Annotated in this window: 16 protein-coding genes; 11 read left to right on the top strand and 5 right to left on the bottom strand. The window is 38.8% G+C overall.

The window, feature by feature from the left end:
* Positions 1-134: 134 nt before the first annotated feature.
* The 3 genes from OGI71_RS13025 to OGI71_RS13015 all read right to left on the bottom strand — a co-directional run bounded on the left by OGI71_RS13025 (position 135) and on the right by OGI71_RS13015 (position 2,486).
* Positions 135-1,118 carry a FecR domain-containing protein gene (locus OGI71_RS13025; protein WP_282255912.1) on the bottom strand — a complete coding sequence of 328 codons (984 nt, stop codon included), beginning with the start codon at positions 1,116-1,118 and terminating at the stop codon, positions 135-137.
* Between the two features lie 92 nt (positions 1,119-1,210).
* Positions 1,211-1,774, bottom strand: coding sequence for a sigma-70 family RNA polymerase sigma factor (locus OGI71_RS13020; RefSeq protein WP_282255911.1), 564 nt, complete (start codon positions 1,772-1,774; stop codon positions 1,211-1,213).
* Between the two features lie 427 nt (positions 1,775-2,201).
* Positions 2,202-2,486 (bottom strand): hypothetical protein, encoded by a 285-nt coding sequence (locus OGI71_RS13015; RefSeq protein WP_282255910.1) that lies wholly within the window; start codon positions 2,484-2,486, stop codon positions 2,202-2,204.
* A gap of 31 nt (positions 2,487-2,517) precedes the next feature.
* Here OGI71_RS13015 and OGI71_RS13010 point away from each other — a divergent pair, with 31 nt between their 5' ends.
* The 8 genes from OGI71_RS13010 to OGI71_RS12975 all read left to right on the top strand — a co-directional run bounded on the left by OGI71_RS13010 (position 2,518) and on the right by OGI71_RS12975 (position 13,485).
* Positions 2,518-2,886: a hypothetical protein gene (locus OGI71_RS13010; protein WP_282255907.1), complete on the top strand. Its 369-nt coding sequence runs from the start codon at positions 2,518-2,520 to the stop codon at positions 2,884-2,886.
* A 293-nt stretch (positions 2,887-3,179) separates the two neighbouring features.
* Positions 3,180-3,767 carry a sigma-70 family RNA polymerase sigma factor gene (locus tag OGI71_RS13005; RefSeq protein ID WP_282255906.1) on the top strand — a complete coding sequence of 196 codons (588 nt, stop codon included), beginning with the start codon at positions 3,180-3,182 and terminating at the stop codon, positions 3,765-3,767.
* A 65-nt stretch (positions 3,768-3,832) separates the two neighbouring features.
* Positions 3,833-5,002: a FecR family protein gene (locus tag OGI71_RS13000; RefSeq protein ID WP_282255905.1), complete on the top strand. Its 1,170-nt coding sequence runs from the start codon at positions 3,833-3,835 to the stop codon at positions 5,000-5,002.
* A 119-nt stretch (positions 5,003-5,121) separates the two neighbouring features.
* A complete protein-coding gene (locus tag OGI71_RS12995; RefSeq protein WP_282255904.1) occupies positions 5,122-8,496 on the top strand; it encodes a SusC/RagA family TonB-linked outer membrane protein in 3,375 nt (1,124 codons plus the stop codon).
* A 75-nt stretch (positions 8,497-8,571) separates the two neighbouring features.
* Positions 8,572-10,059 (top strand): RagB/SusD family nutrient uptake outer membrane protein, encoded by a 1,488-nt coding sequence (locus OGI71_RS12990; RefSeq protein WP_282255902.1) that lies wholly within the window; start codon positions 8,572-8,574, stop codon positions 10,057-10,059.
* Positions 10,060-10,071: 12 nt separating this feature from the next.
* On the top strand, positions 10,072-10,884 hold the full coding sequence (locus OGI71_RS12985; RefSeq protein WP_282255901.1) for a DUF4843 domain-containing protein: 813 nt from the start codon (positions 10,072-10,074) through the stop codon (positions 10,882-10,884).
* 1 nt (position 10,885) lies between these two features.
* Positions 10,886-12,307, top strand: a complete 1,422-nt coding sequence (locus OGI71_RS12980; RefSeq protein WP_282255900.1) for a PKD-like family lipoprotein — start codon at positions 10,886-10,888, stop codon at positions 12,305-12,307.
* A 35-nt stretch (positions 12,308-12,342) separates the two neighbouring features.
* Positions 12,343-13,485, top strand: coding sequence for a TlpA disulfide reductase family protein (locus tag OGI71_RS12975; protein WP_282255899.1), 1,143 nt, complete (start codon positions 12,343-12,345; stop codon positions 13,483-13,485).
* A gap of 208 nt (positions 13,486-13,693) precedes the next feature.
* On the opposite strand, the gene OGI71_RS12970 is transcribed toward OGI71_RS12975, so the two are convergent.
* Positions 13,694-14,155: a VOC family protein gene (locus OGI71_RS12970; protein WP_282255898.1), complete on the bottom strand. Its 462-nt coding sequence runs from the start codon at positions 14,153-14,155 to the stop codon at positions 13,694-13,696.
* A 254-nt stretch (positions 14,156-14,409) separates the two neighbouring features.
* On the opposite strand from OGI71_RS12970, the gene OGI71_RS12965 reads away from it, so the two are divergent.
* Both OGI71_RS12965 and OGI71_RS12960 read left to right on the top strand, forming a co-directional pair.
* Positions 14,410-14,946 (top strand): cysteine hydrolase family protein, encoded by a 537-nt coding sequence (locus OGI71_RS12965; RefSeq protein ID WP_282255897.1) that lies wholly within the window; start codon positions 14,410-14,412, stop codon positions 14,944-14,946.
* A 149-nt stretch (positions 14,947-15,095) separates the two neighbouring features.
* Entirely contained in the window at positions 15,096-16,022 is a 927-nt protein-coding gene (locus OGI71_RS12960) for a GDP-L-fucose synthase (protein ID WP_282255896.1), read from the top strand.
* A 50-nt stretch (positions 16,023-16,072) separates the two neighbouring features.
* Here OGI71_RS12960 and OGI71_RS12955 read toward each other — a convergent pair whose 3' ends face one another.
* Complete coding sequence (locus OGI71_RS12955; protein WP_282255894.1) at positions 16,073-17,887, bottom strand: mechanosensitive ion channel domain-containing protein; 1,815 nt, start codon at positions 17,885-17,887, stop codon at positions 16,073-16,075.
* Positions 17,888-19,059: 1,172 nt separating this feature from the next.
* Here OGI71_RS12955 and OGI71_RS12950 point away from each other — a divergent pair.
* Positions 19,060-19,515 carry a response regulator transcription factor gene (locus OGI71_RS12950; protein ID WP_282255893.1) on the top strand — a complete coding sequence of 152 codons (456 nt, stop codon included), beginning with the start codon at positions 19,060-19,062 and terminating at the stop codon, positions 19,513-19,515.
* Positions 19,516-20,344: the final 829 nt, after the last annotated feature.

Below are 20,344 nucleotides of genomic sequence, written 5' to 3'. Positions count from 1 at the left end.
TTGTATTTAAAATTCAATGGGCCTTAATCCCGGATTTTGAGTTAAATAGGCGAAGTTTATTAAGCCTAAGATTTAACCGTTCTGCGTCAACAGGACGGTTTTTTTATTTGTTTCTCTTGTTCATCTCCTTTCTTTTAATAGATTTTGATAAGATTTCCTTTTATTGTGTATGACATTCCCGTCGCAAGGGAAATAATATGTAGCACTTCTTGTATTGGTGTATTTTTGAAGCTTGTACTTATCTTTTTGTTGGCTAGCTGACGGTCCTTGATTTCGATCTTGACATTATACCATTTCTCAAGATCGAGACAGATTTGCTGGAGCGGGACCAGGTCATAGCTGAGCTCACCATTGATCCATGACAGCGTCTGGGATGCATCCACATTGATTATCCTGAAAAGATGCTTCTTTTGGTCATAGATAAGCTGCTGGTTTGGATGCAGATTGGCTAGCGTGCATTTGTTATCACGAATATTTACTTTCCCGGTATGCAGGGTGATTGTTTGTTGGTGGTCTAACCTATCCGTATTGACTTCAAAGCTTGTGCCCAATACTTTTGTTGTCAAACGCTCCGCTTGTACTTCAAACGGCTTTTGGCTGTTGTGTGTAACTTTAAAATATGCCCGTCCGGATAATGAAACTTTTCTTTCTGCTTGGTTGAAATCAGCTGTAACTTTTAGGGAGGATCCCGGAAAGAGCAGTACGGTACTACTGTCCTTTAAGTGTACTTTTTGCTGTTTTCCAAATCCCGCATGATATACGATAGAAGTAGCCTCTTTCTCTGAGAACTGTTGGTGCCAGAATATGCCCATTGTACTCAAGATGAGGAAAACGATGCAGGCAGCGTAAACAAACCAGTTATGTTTTCTTTCGTCTGAAAATTGAACCAGTTCCTTTTGATGCAGCTGAAAATTATTCCAAGCGCGAATCTGCTGACTTTCGGAGAGAATCATAGATTCTCCATCTAAGTTGGACCAAGCTTCTTTCATGCAGGATGCTATATATTCCGCATCGATATCCAACGATAAATAATGAAGAATCAATTTTTCTTCTTCGTGGGAACTTGATCCCTCAAAATATGTAATCAGCGCTTTGCGTGATGGTCGTTCTATTCTCATATACCGAAGGCCTTGTTGTTGCCTTTTTATATAAGAATGTGCAATAGGTCAGATATAACTAGCTTAATTTTAAACTTAATAATCTATTAATTTTAATTTAACAGTCCTGTAACAGATTGTGTGGTTATAAAGGCTAAGACGATGATATGAGGGTATTCTTTTAATTCCCGACGAATGATTTTTAAAGCTGAACTGATGTGGTTATTTACTGTGTGGATCGAGAGGCCTGTTTGCTCCGCAATTTCTTTTTGTGTCAATAATTGACTGCGGCTCATCAAGAAGATTTCTCGCTGTTTGGTACTTAACTTATCTAATGCAGCCTGATAACCGGCCTGCAATTCCTTCATCGATAACTGGGGATGATCATTGGAGCCTAGCAACTGCAGCGGGACATCCGCATAATCTGTTGTCAAGAGAACTTTCTTTCGTGCTAAACCCGCAATCTCCTGTCTCAGTATTCCGAACAGATAATTCGTTAAATGACCATTGATCTGACCGATCCGATATTTATTCTGCCAGATTTTTAACAATGTATTCATCACAAGTTCTTCGGCATCCTGATGGTTTTTGATCGGTTTTAATGAAGCAGACAATAAGCGCGGATAATAATGATCAAAAATGTGTTTAAATGCTGCTTCATCGCCATTTAACCACATGTTTATATGACGATCTATAATTTTTGCTGACACCATAGGGCTCTTGAAATTTCTACAAAAATATTTGTTAGATGTTAATATAGTGTTATCAAATCCCTTCCTTAAATCCTTTTTATTCCACTACCTGAAATCTTCTGCAATTTTAAGCGGGCTGTTATATGATTGAGCCATATCTTTGAGAGGATGCTAAAAATAATTGGCGCTAAAGTAGAAACTATTCTTTAACGCTCGCATTCTACAAAATTTACCATCGCACTGGTTGCATCGTTTGTTTATGAACCTAATTATTCTACATTAACTAATGGAGCTTTATCATTATAAAAATCTGTTTTAAAGGTTTTCTTGCCAACCAGATTTTTTTGATAAAAATAATTACTATGAAGTGCAGAGCCACCCTCTACCCCCATACCAATAAGCTCGTCTTTTTTTAGCTTATTTTTAATTGCATTAAAAATCTTAGAAGTCTTAAATTAATACGCTCAATACTATCTTCTTTGTTACGTCCTCCTTCTCCCACAATTATAAATGGAGCATATTCATCTTGATAAATCATACTCTTGGTAATTTTTATATCTTGGGATAGGATAAAGAAATTTAAAAATTTTCCTCGATTGTCATTAATTTTGTCATAGTCATCACCGTTTACGTTTTCAATATAAATATCTTTCTCACTTCTTCTATTTGCCAGAATGTTTTCTTTTCCATAATGCAATTTACTAAATTCATTTATTGGGTTTTTATTTATGATACAGTATTTAAAGGATGATCAAATCAGAGCCAGATTGAGACTAGGAAAGTCTGTGGAGCAATGGTTGGGTGTTGTTCAGGAAACAGATTATACCATACTCAAATGGTTAAGCATTGATAAGGAAAGCGACGAAAGCTTTTCTGTGACTTATTTTGAATCCTTTGACGAAGGAAATGAAGATTTCTTGGACATCTATGCGTTTTCGTTGGTTGATCCAGATGAGCCTTTTGGCGTGATAAATACTTTTTATTCAATTGCTGATGCGTTAGAATTTGCAGAGGTAATCTACAAAGCATCTCCTAATAAATATATTTCTGCAGGAATGATTCAGGAAGAGTATAGATCCAAACAATTAAAACACTAGGTAAATAGCTAGCGAATAGATAGGTTTCATGTCCATTGTTTATCAGGTTAATTGATATCGGGTTAGGCATAGGTATCATTTCCGCCAGAAAAGCAAGAATTAGTGTTACTTCTGAATATATTATTGCTGGCTCAAGTGCGATCGCAGCATTTGCTGAAAATTTTATGGTGTACAATGTATAGGAGGTAAAAATAGTAGGACGAATTTATGCGCATCACTGGGATAGGAAGTATCGATTCTTTTTAGTTATCTTTATAAACTGGAACTATCAACCTAGTTAAAGTAATCTATCCATGAAATATACGAGCGAAAAAGAACTGCTTGAAGACTTCCTAAAAGGGGAGGAGCAGGCTTGTGCGCAGGTATACAACCGTTATTTCAGTCGAATTTGTTTATATGCTTCCAGCTTTGTGGATGAAACCAAAGAAGCGGAGGATATCGCTGAGGAGGGGTTTATTCGATTATGGCAAGGAAAACGTAATTTTGAGAGTTTGGCACATTTAAAAGCGGCACTGTATCAGACGACACGACGCGTGGGGCTCAACCATCAGACCGCACGCCAGCGCAGAGTGAATCGTGTGGACGTGTATGCGGCGCAGCAACATCAGGATCAAAACTCCCATCTTCAAGAAATTGTTTATGCCGAAGCCATGGCTGAATTGTATGATGCCGTTCAGAAGCTTCCGCCCAAAGCCCGTGAAATTATTCAGCTGACCTACCTGGAAGGAAATAGCAATCAGGAAGTAGCAGACCTCTTGAATATCAATATACAAACGGTGAAAAATCAGAAAATGCGTGCGTTAAGTCTTCTCAGACAATATTTAACACGAGATTCTTTCAATTATCTTCTGTCATTAATCGTACTTTTTGGAAAATTTTAATTTTTTTTAAATGTCTTTGGTACTTTTTTAAATCGGTGTGGTATCTATTGTTGAAATAGCTCAACATGAACGCTCTAGAAGAAGAAAAACTTATCCATATCAGTGCACTGGTCCTAAAAGAAATGCAGGGGACACTAACAGTCGAAGACCGAAGGATCCTCGACAGCTGGCTAAACCAATCGGAGCGCAATAAGGAGATCTATAGACGTTTCCAGGATGGACAAAAGCAACGCCAAGCTTATATAGGTCTTCAGTATTTTGAGAAACAACGTAATTTCGATTCCTTGAAGTCCAAAATCCAGTTCCAAACTAAAAAGAAAACCGTCGTTGTTTTGAAAAGGCTATGGCCCTTTGTTGCTGCGGCAAGTGTCATCTTCACTATTGCTGGCATTTGGTATTGGAATAAGGATGAAGGTCAGCATATGGATGCGCAGACGGCAATGGTAAACGATCGGCTGCCCGCTTCAAATCAAGCGATTATCAAATTTTCGGATGGTCGACAGTATCAGTTGAATAAGGGTGAAAGTCAGGTTGTTATTGATAGCAGTGGAATACGATACAATGATGGTTACCAGGTGGCGACAATCAATGCAGCGGTCTCCGCCACAATAGAAACCCCACGGGGTGGCACCTATGATGTGACACTGCCTGATGGTACGACTGTCAAGTTGAATGCTGGGACAGTGCTCACATACCCAACCGTTTTTGCAAAAGACAAACGCGAGGTAACGCTGACAGGAGAAGCTTACTTTGAGGTTGCCAAACGTAAAGATCAACCTTTTGTCGTCCATACCAAAAATCAACAGGTCCTGGTGTTAGGAACACATTTTAACATAAATGCTTACGAAACATCAGCTGCAACGAAAACAACATTGCTAGAGGGAAAGGTGGGCGTAAGGCAGCGATTGAAAGATCGACAACTAACCTTACTACCTGGAGACCAGGCAATCAATAATGGGGCGAGTTTCTCCAAGCGTACCGTAAATGTGCAGCAGGAAATGGCTTGGGTATATGGTAAATTTAACTTTGACGGAAAGTCGCTCCGGGAAGTTATGGATGAGTTATCCCAATGGTATGCTATTGATGTCGTTTATAAGGGCGAGATACCTGACGTTGCATTTTTCGGAGGAACATTCAGGACAAGTAAATTGTCTACGATATTAAAAATATTGAAAGATCAGGACTTGTCCTATCAGCTAACAGATGATGGAAAACTTATTATTGAAAAAAAATAAACCTAAAAATATAGAAAGGAGGAAAGTAACGAAGAAAATATTACATAACATCACGAATATGAATTAATAAATTGGACAGTAGATCCCGCAATCTAACCTAACTAAACTAACTAAAATTAATGAAAGTAAGTTGTTTTTCACAAGCGACCAAACCCTTTTTATGGCTATTTTTTGCTTTCCTACTCCAGCTTAGCCATCGGGTCAACGCACAAACAGTAACCTATACTGGGCATAATGTTCCCCTTGTGGACGTGCTCCAGGCAATCAAACTTCAGACGAACTATGAAGTTCTCGGTGCTAAAAAGATATTGGAGGCGGCTCGGCCAATTTCAATCAAAGCCGACAAAATGCCGCTTAAACTATTCTTGGACAAAATTTTGACGACTCAGGAGATCGGATATACGATTGAATCGAAAACGATCTTTTTGGAAAAGAAGGTAAGCGCGCGCAAGAATGAACAGAAGGCTGCCCCTACGACTGAAAAATCATCCCAAATACAAATCCGGGGTCAGATCTTCGGAAAAGACCGTAAGCCACTATACGGAGTCAATATTGCTCAGGGGGGCAGTGCAATTGCCGTCGCCGATAAGGATGGTCGATTTTCAGTCGTTGGGAATATGCAACCGCTTACAATGAGTATGGTCGGCTACAAAGATTTTATACTCAAAATAGCCGAGAACAAGGAAGATTATTCGATACAGATGGATGAAGAGGCGAATGCCTTGGATCAGGTTGTCGTCACGGGTTATCAAACGCTGAAAAAAGATTCCTACACGGGGACCGCCATTACCAAAAGTGGCGATGAATTGCGGCAGGTCAATCCGCAGAACGTGCTGCAGGCCATGCAGGTGTTCGATCCATCTTTTAAGATATTACCTAATAACTTAGCCGGTTCCAACCCGAATGCGCTGCCTAATATTAATGTGCGTGGATCCTCGGCATTACCTAGTGGAAGCACGGATGTGCTACGGCGTGATAATGTCACGACGACGATGAATTTACCTGCTTTTATCTTGGATGGTTTTGAAGTGAGCCTAGAAAAAGTAATGGATCTGGATATGACACGCATTGAGAGTGTCACCACGCTGAAAGATGCAGCAGCGAGTGCTATCTACGGTTCGCGTGCAGCCAATGGGGTAATGGTAATCGTTACCAAGGCTCCCAAAGAAGGTAAATTGCAGGTTACATACACGCATGAAACGAATGTAAATATGCCAGATTTGTCAGGGTATAATCTATTAAATGCAACGGATAAGCTTGCTTATGAGAAGCTTGCCGGGCTTTATGATGGTCAGAAACAACGTCAATCGCAGGATGTATTGGACGAACTATATTATCATAAACTAGCAAATGTGCTTGGCGGAATAGATACCTATTGGCTATCGCAACCGGTACGTACAGCAATTGGGCAAAAACATGGTGTTTTCTTGGAAGGTGGTGCACAAACTTTTCGCTATGGCGTGGATATGCGTTACCAAACGCGTCCAGGGGTGATGAAAGGTTCCGGCAGAAACCAGTATTCCGGAGGATTAAATTTTAGTTACAATCCAAAAAATAAAATCCGTTTTCAAAATGAGCTCTCCATTACTGTCGTCGATGGGCGTGAATCTCCTTATGGTAGTTTTGAAAATTTTGTTAAAATGAATCCTTATTATAGACTGAAAGACGATCAGGGTAATATCACACAATTGTCGGATCGTTGGATCAGGGTAGATCCTTCAGGAAATAGAAATGAGGAATATGTGCTAAATCCTGCTTATGATGCAACATTGAGCAGCTATAACAAATCGGGCTATACCGAATTATTGAATAACCTTTCAGCTGACGTTGATCTCGGTAAGGGGCTGCGCCTTCGGGGATTGCTTTCTTTGTTGAAACGGATGAATACGGGTGACGATTTCCGCTCGCCTTTGTCTAACGAATTTTATTCCTACGAAACTTCTAGGGCAGATGAAAGAGGAAGCTATGGAAGTTATAGCAATAACGAGTTGTATTGGGATGGGAATGTACGTTTGAATTGGGACCGGAATATTGGGAAGCACTATTTCAATATGATCGCCGGTGCCAATATAAGAACGGAGAGTTATGATGAACGCTACTTCAAAGCGGTTGGTTTTCCGAATGACCGTTTTACTGATATTGGTTTTGCGAAAGGTTATGAAGAAGGAAAAAGTCCGGAAACGAATGTGGGCGCTTCGCGTTTATTTGGTTCTTTCTTAAGTGGTAATTATAGTTATGACAACCGCTATCTTTTTGATGCGACCTTACGCATCGACGGTTCGTCAAAGTTTGGCGCAAATAAGCGGACTGCGCCTTTTTGGTCGACGGGAATCGGCTGGAATATGCACAATGAAAAATGGTTTGCCACAAAGGTAATTAGTCAGCTACGCCTTCGTGCAACTGTTGGTTTGACGGGTTCGGTTCAATTTGACCCTTATATGTCGCGCGTTACTTATTCTTATGATAAAAACAATTGGTACTCGTCGGGATTGGGAAGTACAGTACGTAATTATGGCAATGAGAACCTTGCTTGGCAAAGGACGCAATCGGTGGACTTGGGTGTAGATATCGGCTTTTGGAGTAACAAATTAACGTTTTCATTGCGTAACTATAGTAAAATCACGAAAGATATTTTGGCCGACATCAATATTGCTCCTTCAACAGGATTTGGTTCCTATAAGGAAAATCTGGGCGATATGGAGAATAAGGGAATCGAGCTCGGGGTCAATTGGCAGGCGATCAAAAGTGAGAAATGGACATTGAGCTTGCTGGCTAATCTGGTACAGAATCGCAATAAGATTGTGCGTATTTCCAATGCATTGAAAAGTTACAATGAACGCGCAGATGAGGAGCAGCAGAAAGATGAATTTAAAGCTGTACCCTTATTGCGTTATGAGGAAGGGCAGTCAATGGATGCCATTTACGCAGTTCCATCTTTGGGTATAGATCCTGAAAGCGGACGGGAAGTCTTTGTGAAACGAGATGGTAGCCTGACCTATACCTGGGATCCACGGGATATCGCGGTAGTTGGAGTAGCTACGCCAAAAATGGAGGGGTCTTTCGGGGGTACCTTACGTTACCAGCAGTGGATGTTGGTCGCATATTTCCAAACGCGTATGGGGGGCAAAACCTATAACCAGACCCTCGTAGATCGCGTGGAAAATGCAGACCCCCGTTACAATGTGGATGCCAGAGTACTTGAGGAACGATGGAAAAATCCGGGAGATCACACGTTTTTTAAGAGTATTGAGGATTTGGGACGAAGCGAGTTATCTTCTCGTTTTGTGATGCCAGACAATCTATTAACACTGCAATCCCTGAATATCTCTTACGATGCGAATCAAGCTTTTGCCAATCGCTTGGCGCTGGCGAGTTTGCGCGTAGGCCTGATCGGCAATGATATTTTTCGCTGGTCTAATGTCAAGGAGGAGCGGGGCATTAACTATCCTTTTGCACGATCAGTGACCTTAACATTACAGGCTAGATTTAAATAGGGTTTGTTAAGGCCAAGAATGTAGATTGATAACAATCTTACTCGTGAAAATTACTTGATACAAACGAACTAACATATGAAAAAGAAAAATATATTTATCATTTTACTTTGCAGTATCTGTCTGTTTTCCTGCCAGAAGTGGCTGGATATACAGCCCCAGAGTGAGGTCGAAAAGGACCGGCTCTTTACTACGGAGGATGGTTTTAAGGAAGCACTATTGGGAATCTATACCCGCTGTGCTAACGGCGATCTGTACGGTAAAGAATTGACAATTGGCACACCTGAAGTCCTGGTGCAGAATTATACCATTCCAAACAATGATCCTCTTCGTTATCAGAAGACCGCACGATTTTTATACGATGACGGCGACTTTAAAGATCGCAAAGACAATATTTGGAAAGGTTTATATCATGGGATAGTGAATGCTAATCTCTTATTAGCCGAAATCGATGGAAAAAGAAATCTGTTTGTTGGAGACAACTATGCTTTGATCAAGGGTGAGGCGCTGGCTTTGCGTGCGTTTCTTCATTTCGACGCCTTACGTTTGTTTGCTCCAGCACCTATCGTGAATGCGCAGGCAGATGCAATCCCCTATGTCACAAAATATTCAAATAAAACGACGCCCTTGAGCAAAGTGTCCGCAGTGCTGGATTCTGTCATTGCAGATCTGACGATCGCGAAAGATTTATTAAAGGTAGATCCAATACGCGCGGCTTCTTATGTAATAGGGTATCCAACAGAAAGGGACACGTTGGCGAACTCGGAATTGAGCAGTAGCAGTCTCTTTTTGCAAAATAGGAGACATCGGCTGAATTATTATGCGGTATGTGGTACTCTAGCCCGGGTCTATCTCTATATGGGAGATAAACCGAAAGCTTTAGCAAATGCACTGGAAGTAATTGCATCCAAAAAGTTTCCCTGGACAAATAGTACTGATTTTCAATCTGTAAAGGAGGATAAGAAGGACCGGATTTTATATAAAGAGCTATTATTTGGCTGGTACATTCCAGGTATGAATAGAGAGTATAACCAAGAGTGGTTTGGCTCAGGCCGAATGAATCTCGACAAAGAGGAAGGACGGACAATATATGATGTTGGTGGAAATGGCGGAGGCGATCTACGTTACACACAATGGTTTTCCACAATCAGTGTGGGTACTACAGCTGTAAATTCATTGGTAAAATATAATAGAAATACATTCAGTGACGATTTTGAGGCAAACCTACATTATCTCATGGCGCCGGCGATACGGTTCAGTGAACTCTATTATATTGCTGCGGAATGCAACTATGAAAGCAATCCGACTTTAGCGGCAGAATATCTGAATCAGGTGCGTATACAGCGGGGTATAGGAGAACCTGCTGATGTATCAACGGCAATAAAATTCCGCACGGAACTACTAAAGGAATACCGCAAGGAGATGTATGCCGAAGGGCAGCTCTTCTACGCTTACAAGCGTTTAAACGCTCCTATTACTGGAGAAAAAGGCACTGTTATTCCAGCAAATCAAAAAATCTTTGTGTGGCCATTGCCGAGTGATGAAATAACTTATGGAGAACGCTAATATAGAAAAAGTATGAAAAAAAATAGTTATATACTGCTTGCATTTGTTTTTTGTCTGTTCTTCTCTTGTCAGAAAACAGAACTCAAGACCTATAACGCAGATGCCAATGTTTATTTCGATCTCACTGAGCAAGCACGAGATAGCATCGTATATACTTTTGCCTATGAAATGACTAGAGCATCGGATACACTCTACATCCCTGTTCGGTTAATGGGCAATCGAATGGGCAATCAACGCCATTTTCAGGCTTACGTGGAGGAAGATTCTTCCACGGCTCGCAGCAATGAACATTATGAAGCATTGTCGGCGGAATATCCTTTGGAGGCAGATCAAGGAACGGGCTACGTCCCATTAATTATTCACAATACGAGAGATTTAGAAGAAAAATCGGTGTCGCTTATTTTAAAATTGAAAGCGAGCCCAGATTTTGGTATTGATGATCCACGGCTAATACGAACGTATATTATTCTTTCGGCACAATTGGAAAAACCAAATTGGTGGGATAGTTGGTCGCCATTAGGTGAATATTCCCGAGTAAGGCACCAGCTATTTTTCATAGCGACGGAACAACGGCAACTATCCACCGATGGATTGGATGCTCCAAAGAATCTATATTTTGCCAACTTGTTGACCATTATGCTTAATGATCCTTTTAAATGGGTAGCGGATCATCCCGAAAAGGGCTATGTATTGGAAAGCAAAGATAATGGTCAGAGCTATATCTTCTACCATAAGGACAATCCCAATCGGCCAATTCTGTTGAAAAAAAATACTGGAGTGGGTAAATTTTTCTTTATTGATGAATCAGGAAAGGAGCTTAGATAAAATGAAAAAATTGATCATGAGCATTGTCGTGTTGACGGTGTTAGGTGCCTGTTATAAGGACAAAGGAAATTATGTTATCGATATGCCTGAGTCGCCAGTATTACAAAATCTGGATACACTCTACGAAGCAATGACTGGCGATAGTCTAATTGTACAGCCCAAAATTACGGGAATAGCTACCGAAGATTTGGAATGTGACTGGCGTATTGATGTGCCGGAGGCCCTTGTACCAGAAGCGAACCATTATAAAGGGAATGCGCTACGGATAGTTTTTGGTTTAGAAGCAAAACGTTATACAGCTCGACTTACCGTAACAAACAAAGCTAATGGAATGAAATATTTTTACCCGTTTAAAATTCAGGGGGTTACGGAGTTTTCTCGGGGTTCTTTAGTATTGTCGCAAGATCAGGGTGCTGGTAAGCTATCTTTCATTAAACCTGACAACAGTGTGCAAGCTAATATTTATGAGGCCATTAATGGCCAACCTCTACCGGTAGATCCCTTGCAGTTGCACTATGTAAAGAATCAATTTACGGGCAATACGCCCTTAGGTTATTGGATTATTTCAAAACAAGCAGGAGTTAGATTGAATGTCAATACGTTAAAAAAGGAGAGTCTAAAACCAGGGACCTTATTTGATAATTTCTTTTTAGCTCCGCCCACCATTAACGTAGGGAGTCTTCAAGCCCATCCACAAGGTATTCTATTGGGCATAATCAATGACAAATTCTATGGTGGGGCTACAACAACATGGGATCAGTCGGCCACCTATGGTATGTTTGGTACGTATGCAGATGGCGAATATGATCTGGCGTCGAAATTTGTACTTTCGGCCGCCAATAATAATTTTACTGTAATTGCCTTTGAGAAAAATAAAAAGCAATTTGTTCGCATTAATCTCTATGGTTCACCGATGTATTTTGGAACGCAGTATAGTGCTATTAATTCAGATGTTTTTAATCCTACTAATGTCGGTATGGACTTGTTACAACTGGTTCAGATCAATAATGCGGATACTTATGCTTATGTGAGAAATGCCACTGGTCAGATCTACGAGTTGATGTTCAATGCGAACTTTGCTGGTCCGTTTAACTTCACATCGGGGCATAAACGGCTTTTTGTACGACCAGAGTGGATTACCGCTGAAACGAAAATGCTGGCAAGTCGTAGCGGTTATATTTACGTGGCAGCGCAAAATCAAGTTTTTCGCTATAATCCTTTGAGTGAACAAGTGCAGGTATTAAAAACAGATATCAAGGGTGATGTCACTATGCTCAAATTGGAGGATGATGAGAATACCTTGATTGTGGGATCAGCTGGAACACTCTATTATCTAGATATCCAAGTAGGGAAAACTGGCGAGCTTATCAAAAAAATCGATGGTATACCAGGAAACCCTGTAGATATGACCTGGCGTAAATAAATAGGAATAGCAATCAAATCTAATTATAAGAAAATATGAAAAATTTTAAAATAGTAGCTTTAGCCCTGGCCTTTTCGCCAATGTTTTCATTTGCACAACAGGCAAACTTCCAAATCATAGGAAATGCACCGAAGGCATTCAATGGTAAAAAAGTGTATTTGGATTATACAAAAGATGGTTTTCCTGCGTCGGACTCGTCTGCGATCATAGATGGGAAATTTAATTTTAAGGGAGTTGTGGAGGAACCTTCGTATTCGCGAATGGTCTTTGACAAGGATGGAAAAGGCAAATTGATCGCGCAAAATATCGGTGATCGCCTTTATTTTTATTTGGGTAATGAAAATTATACTATTGCGATTAAGGATTCTTTAAGAACTGCCTCGATCAAGGGATCTCCTTTGCATGATGAGTATGTTGCCTATTTGAACGAGATTGGCGGAGGCTTTATGGATGTTATCGATGCAGGAAACAAAGCTTTTGCTGCGGTGAATAAAGATGCTCCGGATGCAAATGATCAATATAAGGCCATTCACGAGAAGTTTGAAGCTCGATTTGAGGCACGTAGGGTAAAGGAACTTGCTTTTGCTTCAAAAAATCCAAATTCAATCTTTGCGGTGGACGCTCTTATTGATGCAGCCAATAAGCGCAAGTTGAGTGAAATCGAACCTATATTTTTGAAGCTATCCAAGGAGGTACGGCAGTTGACAAATGCTAGACAGCTAGAAGCACGCTTTCTGGCCGAGAGAAGTGTTAAGATCGGTAATAAGGCACCTGATTTCTCACAGCCTGATACCCAAGGTAAATTGGTCAAGGTGTCGGATTTCAAAGGACAATATGTACTGGTTGACTTTTGGGCGAGCTGGTGCAGTCCTTGCCGCGCTGAAAATCCGAATTTACTAAAAGCATACAATAAATATAAAAGTAAAGGTCTGGAGGTTCTTGCGGTATCCTTGGACGATACGAAGGGAAAAAGCGCTTGGTTAAAAGCGATCAAAGACGATGGTTTACCTTGGATTCATGTCGCTGATTTAAAAGGTTGGAGCAATGAGGCTGCCGTATTATATGGGGTTCGTGCTGTTCCACAAAACTATTTGGTAGATCCTAAAGGAAATATCGTGGCGATTAATCTCAAAGGTGAATTTCTACATCAAGAATTAACCAAGATTTTTGGTAATTGATCGTTATGCTAATGCATATGTCATCATTATATCCAATACAAATATTTATGCGTTAACTTAAAAAAGGTCGTTTTAAATGCCGTATCCAATTTCTGGGATACGGCTTCTTTTTTTGTCTTCAAGATTTCCTTTAATTTACTGTGATCGACCAGCATCGGAATTTGGTGTATAAAGCATATTGATCTTAAAGCCGATAATCAATTTGTTTTTAGAAATCGGCAATAATGATCTTTTTCATTCCCATCATTTTTTTGAATGCGCCTGGTCTTTTGTTCAGTTCCTCCCAATTTTCAGGCGAAACCTGCCAGCTTAATCCGTATTTGTCTTTCAGCCATCCACAGACACTCTCCTGTCCTCCGCCTGATGTAAGTGCTTCCCAGTAGTAGTCTATTTCAGTCTGGTCTCTACAGGGGATCATCAACGAAATAGCCTCGTTAAATTTGAATATCGGTCCTGCATTGATCCCGATAAGGCGCATTCCCAAAATCTCAAACTCTACGGTAAGCACTTTTCCGGCAAAATCCTTCTGGAAATCAGCCAGTCCTTCGGCTTCTGAATTTGGGTAATAAGTAATATTGATTATTTTTCCATCTTTGAAAACCGATAGATAATATTCTGCGGCTTCCTGTGCGTTGCTGTCAAACCATAGGTTTGGAATTATCTTTTGCATAGCTTTATATTTTTTGGTTATTTTTTTCTTTTTCAGTATCGCCTATAATTGATACTCCTCTATTTCATTCCATCTGAATTTTGATCATTTACAGTCTTACAAATCTAACAGATTTGTTCTTCGACCGACTTGGCATAGGATAAGAAATAGAACCGCATATATAACGCATTGCATCTCGTTTGTGGTCTAATGTGCTGTTTGATAATGAACATTTGTTATATTTATCCATCAAATTATCGTTAAGTGAGTTTAGGATGAAGGCCTTATTAATTATAGATATGCAACAGGGCAGTTTTAAGCCCTATACGCTGCGGTATGATACCTTTGGTGTCATTGATCGGATCAACGAACTATCTCAACAGTTTAGAAAGAGCGGTGACCCAGTTATTTTTATACAACATGATGGCACAAAGGAGAACAGCTTCCTTCCTGGTACAGAAGATTGGTCTTTATTGCCTGAATTGATCAGAGGTCCTGAAGATATATTTGTTTCTAAGACAACGAATAATTCATTTTATAAAACTGATCTTCAGACGATATTGAAGAGTAGGGGAGTGAAGGAACTGATCGTGACCGGATGTGCGACAGATTTCTGTGTGGATGCCACGATAAAATCAGCGCTAACAAGAGATTATTTTATCACCGTAGTTTCTGATGGACATACGACGGCGGACAGAACAATGATCCCCGCTAAGCAGGTGATAGCCTATTTCAATTGGTTATGGTCAGAAATGACAGCGACGCAAGGGATGATCAAAGTTGAATCCTGTGATGCTATTTTAGCGACTTAAGTATTTAGTGGATATACCATATGTGGTACACAAAAGAAAAAAGCAAATTTTGAGGACTGCGAGCACAGCGATCAATTGCTTTTATAAGGGCAAATTATATTGCATATAAAAAGCAATTTATCTAAGTTTGCAGGAATCAGTAACATATCGTGGAAAAAGACGCTAAAATTTACGTAGCAGGCCATCGAGGAATGGCAGGATCGGCAATACATCGCAAATTAATAGAACTTGGATACAATAACATCGTGACCCGTACGTCGCAGGAACTAGATTTGCGCAATCAACAGGCAGTTGCCGATTTTTTCGACGAAGAAAAACCTGACTATGTATTCTTGGCTGCGGCTAAAGTCGGTGGAATCATGGCGAACAATACCTATCGCGCAGATTTTATCTACGAAAATATGGCGATACAGGGTAATGTGATTAAATCCGCCTACGATAATGAGGTCAAAAAGCTGATGTTCTTAGGTTCAAGTTGCATTTATCCCAAGATGGCGCCACAACCTTTAAACGAAGACTTATTGTTGACCGGTACATTGGAATCTACGAATGAGCCTTATGCCATCGCCAAAATTGCCGGTATTAAAATGGTAGAAGCTTTCCGCGACCAATACGGTTGTAATTTCATATCAGTCATGCCGACCAATCTGTATGGCATCAACGATAATTATCATCCTCAAAACTCCCACGTCTTACCAGCCTTGATCAGAAGATTCCATGAGGCAAAAGTCAATAACTTGGATGAAGTTGTTATCTGGGGTACCGGGACCCCCTTAAGGGAATTTCTTTTCTCGGATGACTTGGCTGATGCCTGCGTATTTTTGATGAATAATTATAACGAAAAACAATTTGTCAATATTGGCGTCGGTGAAGATCTCAGTATAAAGGATCTTGCAGAACTCATTAAAGAAGTTATAGGATATGAAGGAAATATCTCTTTCGATAGCAGTAAACCGGATGGAACACCACGCAAATTGATGGACGTATCCAAATTACACGCCTTAGGCTGGAAACATAAAATCAATCTTCGCGAAGGAATTAAATTAGCCTACACTGATTTCCTGAAAAAAGAATAAACTGATTCCTACAATTGTTAAATGATATTTACGTCCATCTCGGTATTGAATCAATCGTTGTTCAATGTGTTCGTACTTTTATCTTGATATTGCGGTACATAATCTACTTTTGAAAAGAGGTGCGGACCATTCATTTCGATACCTTCAGCTAGGAAGTCATTGAGAATAAGCTGATAGATTTCAGACTTGGCTAGGTCAATTTCGCCTGATTTGGAAATGTAAACATTCAGTTCATAAAGAACATAAAAGTCATCGAGTTTTTTTTGCAATACAAATGGCTCGGGAAATTGATTTACACGTGCAATACGTGGTGGAATTTTAAGTAGTAATTCGTGTATACGTTGCCAAGGTTCTTCATACCCCACTGTGAGTTCAACCTGAAAACATATTCCTTCTTCTGAAAAGGTCGAATAATTGACGGTATTGCCTGATAGGATGGAGGAATTTGGAATCGTGATTTCCTCATTTTTAATCGTGCGTAACCGGGTTACCAATGGAGACTTTTCAATGACGATACCGGTCTTATCGGCAATTGTAATGCGGTCGCCGATACGGAAAGGACGCATATAGGTAATAACCAGACCAGCGATAATATTTGAAATGGCAGAAGAAGATCCTAGTGAGAATAATACCCCAATAAAAACAGATATTCCTTTAAAGATGTCTGAATTCGCTCCAGGAAGATAGGGAAATAAAAGTACCAATGTGAAGGCTTGAAGTAGAAAGCGGATAATGTTGAATGTCGGCATAGCAAATTCACGATGAAAGCCATTTACCTCCAGTTTACCTTTGTCAATCTCGTTAAAAATATATCTTACAAACCGTACCACATAACGCATTACGAATAGGATAACGAAAACTGTGGTCAGATTTGGAATATAATCCCAAATGGCCATAGCTGTCTTTTTCAAAGGTTTTGTAAAAAGACCAATAAGATTTGAGGCCCAACTCTGCGTAAAAGGGAAGATACTGAAAACGAGAGGAAGCATAATAAAAGCAATCAGCATGATTAGTCCCCAGTATGCAATATTGATGATGTTAATGAATATACGAGTCTTCTGAACAGAAGTTATCAATACATAATTTTTGATTTTCACGTCTTTGATCCGTTCTGTACGTTCAGTTAAAAGTCGTTTAGTTCCATATTTTCTCAATTTGTTGATCAAAAACACCAAAATCGAAAATGTAAAGAGAATCAAGAGGACAAGTCCAGTTCGCATCAGCATTTTGCTAATGCTATTATCTGCTCGTTCCTGATTGATAGCCTCTTGGATACGCTTGAGATATTGTGCTGCAATCTCATCTTTACTTTTTCCTTCAAGTAGTGCATCCAGTTCTGTTATAGAGGTGATGATCAGGTCTTTGTAAACAATGTCTGCACTGATTTCATTGTTTTCGATTTTGAAAGAATCAACTTTTACAAAGTCATCTTCATAGAGGTTACGAATTCTATTGACCACATTGTAGGCACGATCCTTGGCCAGAGACGCCCCTAACTTATTATACACATAAAAGAGCGTGTCATTAAATGGTGCTACGGCGTAAGACTTGGTATTTTTTTTGATCGAATCGACCCGGATTTTTAACTGTTGCTTACGCATGTTATTCTCTTCGTCAAACTCGTTAAGTTGCTGTTTTAGATTTTCTTTCTTACGGCTGTTGAGGCTTTTGAGGCTGGCGATTTCATGCTGGAGCTTGATACGCTCAAGCGAATCATTAATCTGCTGCTGTCGGATATCATTTAGCAGAGTACTTAGACCAAGTTCTTTTTTATTGATCGAATCATTTTCTTGTGCATATATCGCACTGAAAGTTGAACAAAAACAAAGTATAATCGTTAAGAAAAAAATGTATAATCTTTTCATATCTCTAATGTAAAATTTATTTGAAATCTGTGAGGATAGCCATCCTGATCGGATAGTGATATACAGGATATTGAAACCAGAAGGTATGGGATGACTGTGAGTACAGTTGTTGCGGGTTATGTGCAAGTTGAAAAAAAACTGCGTATACTTTTGTTCTCCCTGTTATTTTATTTTTGAGGTGTTTGTTTCGTCTTTAGCGACGTCCCTCGTTATTATATGTGAAACATCCACTTTTTTAATGGATGGGTTTCCCGAATATCTATTTACCACTTGGTGATCGAGTAAATGATATATCGCAACAATTGTGTAAAAAATCAAAACAACGATTAAAAACACATATGCAGAATAGCCAAATATTGTATAACCTATCCGTTCTCTGTAAGATAGATTTCTCCATTTTTCATCAAGATTTTGAAAATATAGATCAATTTTGTTTCTAAACATAACGTTTTTCCTTTCTTTGATTGAGTAGTCTTTGAGTTTAAAATAAACAGCGTTGTGAACAGCTTGCCTATCATTACTGTTATAGTATTTGTCTATATATAGGATTGATTAACAGTGAGATATTATTTCAATGTAATGCAAATTAAATAGATAATTATTCCCATGACAGCTATTCTGTAAAAAATAGAAGGCATTTTGTATAATGTTTTGTATTTATTTTTTTGAATGTTTCCCAAAGAAAATAACAGGCGAGATACTGGTCTTTTCAGATATGACGAATAGTAAATTTTTGTAGCTAAGTCACTTTTGTAATAAAAGTTAAAATCTTAATTACCCAAATTCCTATTATGGAATTGGCCTTCAAAAGATAAATCTGGTTTAATGTAAGATAAGTGAGCAATTACTGACTTTTCAGGTGCTGTTAGGGAAATATGATTGATTAGTCAATTAACAACTAGAAGAGGTGATTCTTAATGTTGTATAGGCAACTTTAAAAAATGTATTAATGAGAAATTAAGCCTATTAAGTTTATTAAAAAAGTTTATAAGCTGTTTTTAACTTTTCAGTATTTTATAGCATATGCAATAATAGTAATGACAATTTCTCAGTGTGTAAGATTTGAGGTAAAAACATACTATTGACAATGTGTCACTAACCATTTTATCAAAAGTAATATTATGATAATCGGTAATCTTGATTTTTGTAGAAATCACGTAAAGTAAAAAATTATGTACACTGAAACAATTAAAATAGGTCTTATCGATGATTCTTCAATCATTAGATTTCTTACACGGGCGAAGCTATCCCAACACACGAATCCAAAATTTGAAATAGTGTTAGAAGCATCTTCTCCAGTTGGCATGGAATCATTCAAAGCTAAATTTGAAGATCCGGATGTTTTTTTAGTGGATGTTAATATGCCTTTTATGAATGGTATCGATAGTATCCCACATCTAAAGAAATTGTATCCCAACAGTCAGATTATTATGTATACGGATGATCTAGACGGAGACAAGATTAGCAGCGCGCTGAAATTAGGCGCAGCAGATTATATTTCAAAGAATATAAATGATAGGATATTGATCGAAAGAGTAGAACAGATTGTATTCAACAATATGAAGCAACTCAAAATAGATAATCCCGCCAAGACAAATCATTATGCGTTTGAGATTGAATTTGCATAATCTCTGTTAAGTAAGACTTTTATGAGTCTTCCCTATTTTCAAAGGATATTATGGGATTTCAATTGAAAGAATTGCATATAAGTTGTATGACTGAAATATTTTGTTCCTTGTATACACTTGTGAGTGAAAATGAATAAATTTATATACTATTATAAAAGTACCCTTCTAATTTGCGCATTTTAATTATAGTCATTTATCTCGAAAAGTAATATTATTGGTCTCCTATGAATGAACTTTACCAAATCATAATTGCCGCAACCCCAGTCGCATCGTCTGTCATTTGTATACTTTTTTTGCTATTTGCATACGGAGATCGAATTTTATCTATCGAACGATATCTTAAAAGACTGTTATTGATCTATTTCTGTCAGATGATTTTTAACTGGATCTTTAATTTAATGGTTCAGGTTCCTGGTAGTTCATTTCAATATATTCTTCCTTTTGTCGCATTCAACCTCCATCTCATGCAGGTCGTATTCTTTCATGTAATTGTAATTATCACATCTATGGGCGAGCAAAAGAGAATAGGTGGATACCATTATGTGATTCCGTTTCTGCTTAGTTTTGCGGTTAGTTTATTCTTTTTTAGTTCATTATCTTTTTTTTCCTCACATAATGATGTCTTTAATTTTTTTATACCATATCTTTTCATTTCGGTAGCACTGTATTCGGTGTATTATACCTATTTAATGATCCGACACCTTTATGATAGCTATACCAAGTTAATGTCAGAGGGGAGGTACGAGGATTGGAGCAAAATTAAATGGTTGAATTACGTACTGTTTTTTAGAATATTGCTTCTGATAACATTTATAGGGTTGTATTCATT

It is taken from the genome of Sphingobacterium sp. ML3W (assembly GCF_029542085.1).
In the GTDB taxonomy this organism is placed as follows: domain Bacteria; phylum Bacteroidota; class Bacteroidia; order Sphingobacteriales; family Sphingobacteriaceae; genus Sphingobacterium.
Note: the sequence above shows the minus strand (reverse complement) of the source record. Positions and strands in the feature narration are given on the sequence as shown.

Bases quoted from the DNA above. Each gene is read 5' to 3' on its own strand.
- OGI71_RS13025 (WP_282255912.1), bottom strand. From the start codon at position 1,118: ATGAGAATAGAACGACCATCACGCAAAGCGCTGATTACATATTTTGAG.
- OGI71_RS13020 (WP_282255911.1), bottom strand. From the start codon at position 1,774: ATGTGGTTAAATGGCGATGAAGCAGCATTTAAACACATTTTTGATCAT.
- OGI71_RS13010 (WP_282255907.1), top strand. From the start codon at position 2,518: ATGATACAGTATTTAAAGGATGATCAAATCAGAGCCAGATTGAGACTA.
- OGI71_RS13005 (WP_282255906.1), top strand. From the start codon at position 3,180: ATGAAATATACGAGCGAAAAAGAACTGCTTGAAGACTTCCTAAAAGGG.
- OGI71_RS13000 (WP_282255905.1), top strand. From the start codon at position 3,833: ATGAACGCTCTAGAAGAAGAAAAACTTATCCATATCAGTGCACTGGTC.
- OGI71_RS12995 (WP_282255904.1), top strand. From the start codon at position 5,122: ATGAAAGTAAGTTGTTTTTCACAAGCGACCAAACCCTTTTTATGGCTA.
- OGI71_RS12990 (WP_282255902.1), top strand. From the start codon at position 8,572: ATGAAAAAGAAAAATATATTTATCATTTTACTTTGCAGTATCTGTCTG.
- OGI71_RS12985 (WP_282255901.1), top strand. From the start codon at position 10,072: ATGAAAAAAAATAGTTATATACTGCTTGCATTTGTTTTTTGTCTGTTC.
- OGI71_RS12980 (WP_282255900.1), top strand. From the start codon at position 10,886: ATGAAAAAATTGATCATGAGCATTGTCGTGTTGACGGTGTTAGGTGCC.
- OGI71_RS12975 (WP_282255899.1), top strand. From the start codon at position 12,343: ATGAAAAATTTTAAAATAGTAGCTTTAGCCCTGGCCTTTTCGCCAATG.
- OGI71_RS12970 (WP_282255898.1), bottom strand. From the start codon at position 14,155: ATGCAAAAGATAATTCCAAACCTATGGTTTGACAGCAACGCACAGGAA.
- OGI71_RS12965 (WP_282255897.1), top strand. From the start codon at position 14,410: ATGAAGGCCTTATTAATTATAGATATGCAACAGGGCAGTTTTAAGCCC.
- OGI71_RS12955 (WP_282255894.1), bottom strand. From the start codon at position 17,887: ATGAAAAGATTATACATTTTTTTCTTAACGATTATACTTTGTTTTTGT.
- OGI71_RS12950 (WP_282255893.1), top strand. From the start codon at position 19,060: ATGTACACTGAAACAATTAAAATAGGTCTTATCGATGATTCTTCAATC.